This is a genomic window from Eisenbergiella porci, from assembly GCF_009696275.1.
GTDB lineage: Bacteria > Bacillota > Clostridia > Lachnospirales > Lachnospiraceae > Eisenbergiella > Eisenbergiella porci.
Genome location: NZ_VUMI01000094.1, coordinates 1 through 9148, shown reverse-complemented (window position 1 = coordinate 9148; position 9148 = coordinate 1). Strand labels below are relative to the sequence as shown.

Annotated in this window: 8 protein-coding genes; all 8 read right to left on the bottom strand. The window is 52.9% G+C overall.

The genetic code is table 11. From position 1 onward, the window contains the following. Positions 1-282: 282 nt before the first annotated feature. Positions 283-801, bottom strand: a complete 519-nt coding sequence (locus FYJ45_RS28235; RefSeq protein ID WP_154468294.1) for a nitroreductase — start codon at positions 799-801, stop codon at positions 283-285. A 107-nt stretch (positions 802-908) separates the two neighbouring features. Beyond that, positions 909-1682, bottom strand: a complete 774-nt coding sequence (locus FYJ45_RS28230) for an EFR1 family ferrodoxin (RefSeq protein WP_154468293.1) — start codon at positions 1680-1682, stop codon at positions 909-911. A gap of 212 nt (positions 1683-1894) precedes the next feature. Further along, positions 1895-4600, bottom strand: coding sequence for an alpha-L-rhamnosidase (locus FYJ45_RS28225; RefSeq protein ID WP_154468292.1), 2706 nt, complete (start codon positions 4598-4600; stop codon positions 1895-1897). A 271-nt stretch (positions 4601-4871) separates the two neighbouring features. Next, positions 4872-5159 carry a type II toxin-antitoxin system YafQ family toxin gene (locus FYJ45_RS28220; protein WP_154468291.1) on the bottom strand — a complete coding sequence of 96 codons (288 nt, stop codon included), beginning with the start codon at positions 5157-5159 and terminating at the stop codon, positions 4872-4874. After that, on the bottom strand, positions 5156-5434 hold the full coding sequence (locus tag FYJ45_RS28215; protein ID WP_154468290.1) for a type II toxin-antitoxin system RelB/DinJ family antitoxin: 279 nt from the start codon (positions 5432-5434) through the stop codon (positions 5156-5158). The genes FYJ45_RS28220 and FYJ45_RS28215 overlap by 4 nt, the downstream gene beginning before the upstream one ends. 237 nt (positions 5435-5671) lie before the next feature. Beyond that, positions 5672-6805 carry a M23 family metallopeptidase gene (locus tag FYJ45_RS28210; RefSeq protein ID WP_154468289.1) on the bottom strand — a complete coding sequence of 378 codons (1134 nt, stop codon included), beginning with the start codon at positions 6803-6805 and terminating at the stop codon, positions 5672-5674. Between the two features lie 105 nt (positions 6806-6910). Next, complete coding sequence (locus FYJ45_RS28205; protein WP_154468288.1) at positions 6911-8050, bottom strand: glycerate kinase family protein; 1140 nt, start codon at positions 8048-8050, stop codon at positions 6911-6913. Between the two features lie 70 nt (positions 8051-8120). Beyond that, positions 8121-8909 (bottom strand): sugar phosphate isomerase/epimerase family protein, encoded by a 789-nt coding sequence (locus FYJ45_RS28200; protein WP_154468287.1) that lies wholly within the window; start codon positions 8907-8909, stop codon positions 8121-8123. Positions 8910-9148 lie beyond the last annotated feature (239 nt).

Below are 9148 nucleotides of genomic sequence, written 5' to 3'. Positions count from 1 at the left end.
CGAATTATGCAAAGTCTAAAGAGCCCGTACACTTTATATAATCAACAAAGTGTGGGCTCCACTTTGCATAATAACTTACTTTTCATAACCTAATCCTTTCTTCAGATTCCGTCTCACGGCGGACACCCTTGGCTTCGGCTGTATCCTTCCCACTGCCGGGCGGATTGGGGACTTTCACCCGTTAGAACGTGTGCCCACCGGGCACACCAAAAAACGGGCTGCCCATCGCCGGCAGCCCGCGTTTCCTTCACAGATTCATATACTTGCTTTGCATCACCGCTGTTATACACGGATGACAAAGCCTTCTTTTCTCGGTTTCGCCTGAGGAAGCGGTTTGTCGCCATAACCCAGGATGCAGTTTCCGATGCCGATATATTCTTCACCAAGTCCCCATTTTTTCATAAGGGCTTTTCCTTCCTCCGTCTGGAAAACCTCTCTGGCCCGGTGGATCCAACAGGAATCAACACCCAGGGAGAAAGCGGCATTCATCAGGTTGCCCATTACAAGGCTTCCATCCTCCACACAGGTTCCCCTGCGGCTGTCTGCAAAAACCGCAACCACCGTCGGCGCACCGTAAAAAGGATCGCTGTCATTTCCCATCACCGCCGCATTCATTCGGGACAGCTGCCGGATAGTTTCCTTATCCTGTACCACCGCCATCACCACCGGCTGCATTCCCATGCCGCTGGGGGCATATTCTCCCGCCATAAGAATCTGCTGCAGTATTTCTTCCGGCACCTGCGTTTCCTTATAGGAACGCACGCTTCTGCGCTCCGTCAATACCTTTAGTGTTTCATTCATTTCCTGCTCCTTTCCCCGCGATGGACCGGATGCCCGGCCACCACGAACCCGTACGGCCAGCGCAGCAAATGCGCAGGCTTGTATGAACCGTTACTTTTTTCCGCCATTTACAAAAACCATTCGTTTTTTCTTCTCACAGAAAGGAACGGCGCCAGCTTCTGGCTGAGCATCTCCGTTACCGGCGCAGGGAGAGTTCTCGCTTTTTCCGGGCAAATGGTAATGCACCGCATGCACAGAATACATTTTGACGGATCTGTCTGCGTCGGATCTCCGGCGGGTATGGCTTCCACGGGACATTTTTGTGCGCAGAGGCCGCACCGGATACAGTCCTTTGCTATCTGAGGGACGGCCTGCATGGGCTTCAAGCTTTTATAGGGACGGTTCCCCGGCGTTGCTTTTTCCTCCGGCCTGTTCCCTTCGGCCAGGGTCTTCAGCTTATGTAAAATCTCACCGGCAAATTCGGCGATTTCCCTGCGGTCCTGCCCGTCCGGCCGTCCCGCCGCCAGCTGTGTTACGATGGAATGCTGTGCAACGAGAGCCGCTGAAGCCAGCCTGGAAAAGCCCTGCTGCTCCATCCTGTCATCCAGCTCTATAAGGGCATCCTCATAAGCCCGGTTCCCATATACCGCAAGGGAAATGAACCAGGTGCCGTTTCCCTGCACACGGGAAAGCCTTTCAGCCATCACACCGGGAAGCCGGCCGCCGTAAACCGGCCCCGCCGCAATCACCACATCCGATGGTGCAAAGCTGCGCCATTCCCCTGAGGGGAGCGTCAGATCATATTCCTCCACCTGGGCTGCCAGCTCTCCGGCCAGCATCAGAGCGGCTTTCCTGGTATTTCCCGCCGGACTGAAATGTACCACATATACTTTGTCAAGCATGTAAAAATCCCCCGTTTCCTGTTTGTAGCCGGCATCATAACAGCCCAGATAACCAGACTCTTTCCGGCCGCCTGCTGCCGCTATTGATTCCTACGGCCAGCGCCTAAATTTCTCCGGCTGTATGAACCATTCCATATCAGTTAGTATAGGTTCCTTTTTGCCTGATGTCAATCGGCCGCAGGCTCTAAGCTGCGGGCCCTAAATTACAGACTCTAAGCTTCCTGCAGAAGAAGCTGATAGCTTCCCGCCTCCAGGGTAAGGGACTTCACGTTTTCCAGGGAAAGTGACTTCACCTCTTCCGGCTCAGCGCCATCCACAGCCTTCAGAACCATTCCATCCGGCACAATAAACCGGGCGGTGCAGTCAAAGGGGATACGGACCTGGCAGCGGATGCCATCTTCTTCATATGCCCATTCACTTTTGTAAACACCGGCCGCAGAGGAAAATTCTCCCTTCACCCAGCCCAGCCTCCTGTCCGGGCAGGGCGCCAGGACCGCCTTTTTAAAGCCGACAGCCGTTTCATCCGGCGCAATGCCGCAGACGCTTCTGTAAATCCATTCGGAAACAGCCCCGTAGGCGTAATGGTTCAGGCTGTTCATGCCTGTGCCGCTGATTTTCCCATCGGGCAGAACGGAATTCCATCTTTCCCAGACGGTGGTGGCTCCCATGTTCACCTCGTACAGCCAGCTGGGATAATCCTCCTGAAGAAGCAGCGTATAGGCCTCTTTTACCAGCCCCGCCTTTGTGAGTGCCTGGCAGAGATAGGCGGTCCCCACAAAACCGGTATTCAGATGCATCCCGTTCTCCTGCAGCATTTTTTTCAGGCGGGACGCTGTTTTTTCCATGAATTCTTCAGGGATGACGTCAAAATAAATTGCCAGCACCAGCGCAGTCTGCGTATCGATGGCCACCCTTCCGCCCGGTGTAATATATTCCTTGCGGATAGCGTCCCTGACCTCCTGAGCAATCCTGCCGTAATAGGCTTCGTCCTCCCTTTTGCCAAGCACGGCTGCCGCTCTTGCGGTCAGCAGGGAGGAATACAGGTAATAGACGGAGGCCACATAATAAGGATCGGTTCTTCCGAAGCAGCTATCCTTATCCGGATTATCCAGCGCCAGCCAGTCCGCGAAATGGAAGCCTACCTGCCACAGCCTTCCGCCGCCGCAGTAAGTCTCATCCATATGGATGATGAAATCTGTCCATTGCTTCATATTTTCATAGGTTTCAGCCAGCAGGCCTGTATCCCCGTAAAACTGGTACAGGGTCCAGGGGATGATCGTCGCCGCATCGCCCCAGGCGCAGGAACCGGCCTCTCCCCAGGTATTTGCCGTCATATCCGGCGCTTCCTGCCCCATATTTTCACGGGCCACGGAAAGGACGTCCGGCACGACAAAGGGTACGGCGCCCTGGTTGATCCGCTGCTCATAACGCATATCCTTCAGATATTTCCGGTAAAAAGCCGCCGTATCCATATGATAGGACGCCGTCTGGCAGAACACCTGGGCATCTCCGGTCCAGCCCAGCCTTTCATCACGCTGCGGGCAGTCTGTAGGCACATCCAGGAAGTTTCCCTTCTGTCCCCAAAGCGTATTTTCTATCAGGCGGTTCACCTTTTCATTCGCTGTGGTGATCCGGCCTGTTCTTTCCAAATCAGAATAAACCGTGCAGGCCTCAAAGGCAAAGCTGTCCAGATTTTCCCGGGTAAGCGTCATTCCGGTCACCTTCACATAACGGAAGCCATAGAAGGTGAAATGCGGGCGCACATGGGCGCTGCTGCCATCACAGATGTAGGTGAACTCAGCTTTTGCGGTGCGCAGGTTGTCCCTGTAGAAGTTGCTGTCCTGCAGGATTTCTCCATACTGAAGATAAATTCGGGTCCCTTTTTCCGCTTTACAGTCAAATTCCACCCAGCCTGTGATTTCCTGACCGAAATCCAGAACCTGTTCCCCTGCCGGCGTCATAAGGAGGCTGGGACGCAGTCTCTCATGGATTGTCACCGGAACGCTCAGGCGCTCGGTCAGCTTCGCCTTCGGCGCGGATGCCCTGCTGACGGGCACGGCCTCTTCCTTCGCGCGGGCGCAGATTTTGCCGGAGCAGTCCCGGAAATCCCTGTTGGCATCATAGACTTCACCGTCATAAATATTGGAAAAAAGAACCGGCGACGGAAGGCATTTCCAGTTTTCATCCGTTGTTATTTTCTGCTGTGAGCCGTCCTTGTAGGTAATCAGAAGCTGTGCGGCGGCAAGGAATTTATCGCCGTAAATTTCCGTCACCCTCGCTTCATCCAGGTAACTGAACCTGCCCTTGTACCAGCCGTCCCCAAGCATGACGGAAAGCACATTTTCTCCCGGGCAAAGCAGCTGCGTCACATCATAGGTCTGGTACTGTATCCAGAAACGGTAATCGTTGTAAAAAGGAGCCAGATATTCCTCACCGGCCTTTTCCCCATTCAGGCCGGCTTCATATACGCCCAGTCCTGTTATGTAAAGCCTGGCGCAGGCAACCTCAGATACCGGGGCGTCCAGTGTGAATTCACGGTACATCACCGGCTGGATTTCCTTATCCAGAGGGGAAGCAATCCAGTCCGCGCTCCATTCCTCTTCCCCGCAGCCGCCTTCAAACCAGGCAACACTGCTGATGCCGGTATCCCCGTTATCCGCTTCTGCGCATACATCCCAATAATAACGGATGCCGCCCTCAAATTCCTGTTCAGGGATAAAGGAAAGGGAGGAAATATCCGTCCTCTCTCCGCTGTCATATACCAGATCGGTCATATCCTCCGTCCTGGATACCCTGATTCTGGCCGATTTCAGATGCCTGCCGGTGCTTTCCTCCACCTGGAAGGAAAAGGACGGATTTTTTACGGAAAAGCCCAGCGGGTTCTTCAGATGATTTACTTTTAGATTTGTCAGCTTCATGTGTTTTCTCTCCTATTACTGCTTCATGTTTGATGGCCGCTGCCTGCGGCGGGGTGTTTGATTTACTTATACAGGTTATTGTAATATGCAGGGAGAAAATAGTCATTGGCTTTTTGACTATCTTTTTATGACCTTTAGGGAATTAATGAATATAGCCCTGCAGTTCTATGACTCTTTTAAACCGGATCAGCGCCAAGGCTGCGGAAATGCCGGACACGGAAAAACCGCCGTACAGGCAAAATTTTCCCATACGGCGGCGGTGCAGTTTCTATTATCCAAACAAATCAGCATGTGTCCCGGTGCGGACCAGGGTCAATACCAGAACATTTTCTTCCACCCGGTATACCAGCAGCCAGTCTGGCTGAATGTGGCATTCCCGATGGCCAACCCAATCCCCGGAAAGGGCATGATCTTTGTTCTTGTCAGGGAGCGGTTCTCCCAAAGCAAGCAGCGACACAATGTCTTCCAGCAGGCTGATTTTTAAGCCACGCTTCATCGCCAGCTTATAGTCTATCCTGAATTGTGTGGTGGGTTTTACGTTCAGTTTGGTTTCTCTCATTTCTTCAGATCTGCGAACAGTTCATCCAAATCGGTGTAGCCCTTTACCGACTGATCTTTCGCAATCCTTTCCGCCTCCAGCATCGCAGCGATGGTTTCCTTGTTGGGGCGTTCCGTTTTGATTGCAAAGGGAATTCCTCCCTCCCGCAGCGACTGACGGACAAAAATATTAAATGCAGTGGTCAGGTTCATGCCAAGTTCATTGAACAGTTCGTCCGCCTGCACCTTCAAATCGGAATCCATGCGGATGCTGATATTCGTTGTATTTCCAGCCATACAATCAACTCCCTTCCTTGTTGATGCTTATAGTATATGCTGATTGCACGAAAAATACAATACACTGCACGAAATTTAATATTCATTTGTGATAAAAACAATCCATGAACGAAACCAATCAAAGCCCCCGCTGCTCTGCAGCGGGGGCTTTGACCCTCGCGGCAGTCGCCAAATATCCATGCAAGCATGGCTACTTGGCTCGTTGCTCGCGGGAATAAAAATACAATTACGCTCCCCTTATTCCAAACCATTCTCCGACACCCCATTCCCGGAAACCGAATTTCCGGAAACAGAGTCTCCATACTCCTCCAGGTATTTTTCCACCGCCGGATCCTCCATGTCGTACACCCGCTTCCACTCCTTGCTGTCATCCACCTTCACCGCCTCAGAGCGGTTAAGATAGAGGAAGCGGGAAAGCTGGTAGCAGTCAATCCATATTTCATTGTCCGATTCCTTCTGGGATTCGTCAAAAACCAGCTCCAGCCCCCAATGGAGATGGACGGTTTTAATGTTGTTCACATTTTCTGTTTTAGAATACCCGGTGTGGCCCATGTAGCCAATGATGTCGCCGGCAGTCACCGCGCTGCCCTCCTCCAGGCCTTCCGCGAACGGATAATCCTGGCGCAGGTGGGCGTAATAATAATAGCGCCTTCCGTCAAAGCTGCGGATGCCGATTCGCCAGCCGCCGTACTGGTTCCAGCCCATCACCTCCACATATCCTGATTCCACAGCCACCACAGGGGTGCCAATCTGACCCATCATGTCGTGCCCCAGGTGCGGCCTCTTGTAACCATAGCTTCTGGAAGAGCCGAAATCATCATAGTCGGTATAGGGAAAGCCCTTGGCAATGGGTGAATAGGCCTTCAGGCCATATTTCCGTTTCCACACCAGATTCCCGGATTCATCCTGCTCCTGCAGCAGGAATTCGCCTACCATACCGCCCAGCGCGGCATCGTAGGCTTCGCGGAAATAATCATAGTTCTTCAGATCCGCCGTCGCCTCTTCCAGAGTGGTTTCCCCGTTTTTAATCTTTTCCGTCAGGGCATCCATATCCTTCAGTGCCTGTTTTCCAAACTCGCCGCCGTTCCTGGCCGCAGTATAGGCCAGCAGGGAAATCCAGTCAATGTGATAATCCTCCCTGTAGGTATCCACGTCCGTCTCATAGGCCTGACTGAGGGCTTCACAGGAAACATTGAAGTCCACCCACTTAATATAGTCTTTTCCAGTTTCTTCCTCCGCATTTTCCTCCATCAGCACAGAATCTGAGTTTACGCTGGCAGGCCTTCCTCCGGCCTGTCTGACCGCAAGAAGCAGAAGGATAAGCACCAGCTCTATTAAAATTGCATGTTTTAATTTTCCGCAACGTTTCATGGCGGCTCCAAAGGTCTTTTCTATCCAATATATGCAGGAACAGGCCCGCTAAGTCCTTTAACCTGCGGCTATGCCTCTGGCATTAACTCCGGCTCCGCCTTCTTCTCACGATATTTCCAGAAGCCGTAAGATATTATCCATGGCGAACGCCAGATTTTCTTCACTGGACTTACGCGCTTCCCTGAACGGAACGGGCTTCCTCGTTATGCTGAACGCGGCGCTGACGCCGGAGGTGTAGATATCCCCGGTGTTTTCATCAATGCTCCCCGCCACTGCCACCAGCGGAATCCCTTTGCGTTTTGCTCTTTGCGCCACGCCTCCCACTACCTTGCCCATCAGGCTCTGGCAGTCCAGCCTTCCTTCTCCGGTAAAAATAACGTCTGCCCCCTCTATCCTTTCATCAAACCGGACAGTGTCCAGAACCACTTCAATGCCGGAACGCAGCTGCGCCTGCAGAAAGGCCGCTGCGCCGCCTCCCATGCCGCCCGCCGCTCCTGCGCCCGGCAGCCCGGAAACATCCCTGCCCAGATCCCTTGCCAGCACCCCGGACAGGTGCTGCAGCCCTGAATCCAGCCTTTTTACCATGGCTTCATCCGCTCCCTTCTGGGGGCCGAAAATGCAGGCTGCGCCCAGCGGGCCATACATGGGATTATCAATATCGCACATAGCGGTAAACCGGCATTCCTTCAAGGCGGGATGAAGTCCCGACATATCGATGCTGCAAAGCTCCATAAGGTTCCCGCCCGCAGGCAGAAAAGGCTTTCCTTCCTTATTCAGGAAAAGCACTCCCAACGCGGCCGCCATGCCGCAGCCGCCGTCATTTGTCGCGCTCCCGCCCAGGCCAAGCACAAATTCCCTGCAGCCCTGTTCTATCGCATCCGCAATCAGCCCGCCCACCCCATAGGTGCTGGCCTTTTCCGGGTTCTCCCGGCCCTCCGCCAGCGGAAGGCCGGCGCATGCCGCCATTTCAATGACAGCTGTTCTTTCTTCATTCTCCAGGATTCCATAAAAACCCGCCACCGGATCCAGGAAGGGGCCGGGCACCCGTACTGTCCGTTTTCTGCCGCCCACAGCCTGCAGGAAGCAGTCCACCGTGCCCTCCCCTCCGTCCGCCACCGGAATCTGTATCACCTCACAATCCGGGAATCGGCGTTTTATGCTGTTGTCCATAATTTCGCAGACCCTGGTGGATGATAGCGTCCCTTTGAAGGAATCCGGAATCAAAACCACTTTTTTTATATCCATACCCACTTCCCCATATGCCGGCGGCAATAGAGCTTATCAAAAATATTTGAACCTGTCCCATCCATGACAGTTACAAGTATTTTCTTATAAAAACCGCCTTCTCAAGCTCCTTCTCCGGCTCCTTCCCATAAGCCTCAATACTCACCCTGCCGTCGTAGCCCTTCTCTTTTAAAACGGTGAAAAATTCCCTGTACGCCTCCTGTTCCGCTGTAGGGAAGCTTCTCCCCGCCGGTTCTGCAAAATGCACATGTATGATATCCTCCGTCAGCGCGACAAGAGTCTCCAGGCTCTCCTTTTCCATCATAAAATGATAATAATCCACCAGCAGGCGGATGGAAGACCTGTCCGCTTCCTTCATCAGAAGCGCTCCCTCCTCCAGGCTGCATATAATATTGCTTTCCCTGCGGTTGAGCGGCTCGATGGCGATGCGGATTCCCGCGGGCAGCGCAAAAGCGTCAATGATGCGGAGCGCATCTGCCGTCTGGCAGAGAGCCCTGTGATAATCAAACCCCTCCGGCACATTTTTGGCGCCGCTGCTGCCAAAAACAATTATTTTCGCTCCCAGCCGGACCGCCCTGTCCATTGCCCCTTTTACATACTCGCTGATTTTGGGCGGATCTGCTTCCTCCCCTGTCAGCCTTACCGAAGCCGGAAAAAAATTATTGCAGCATTCACAGGGAATTCCCGACTCCTGTATCTGTGAAAGAAGCTCCTCAAATCCAGCCTCCGAAAGCTCCATTATCTGCGCCAGCGGAAGCTCCATGTAATCATACCCCGCCCGGTACAGCAAATTCATATATCTGCGGCCAATCGGTTCGCTGCTGTCCCCCAGCATATTCAGGCAGCATCCCAGTTTCATAGCCTTCCCCTTCCTGACGGAACAGTCAGCGTTTATAACTGTTCCGTCCCTTCACAGCCATCGCCGAAATTAATCAGCGTTTCACCTCTATATTTTCCTGTTCCTCATAATAAGATGTTGGGGTCAAAAGCCCTATAATAGTACCTTGAAAATTTTACACAAACACTCTATTTCTTGCTCGGTGTGATATACTGTGTTTATCAAGTAAAGGTGGTAAATACGAATGGCATTCAGAATAA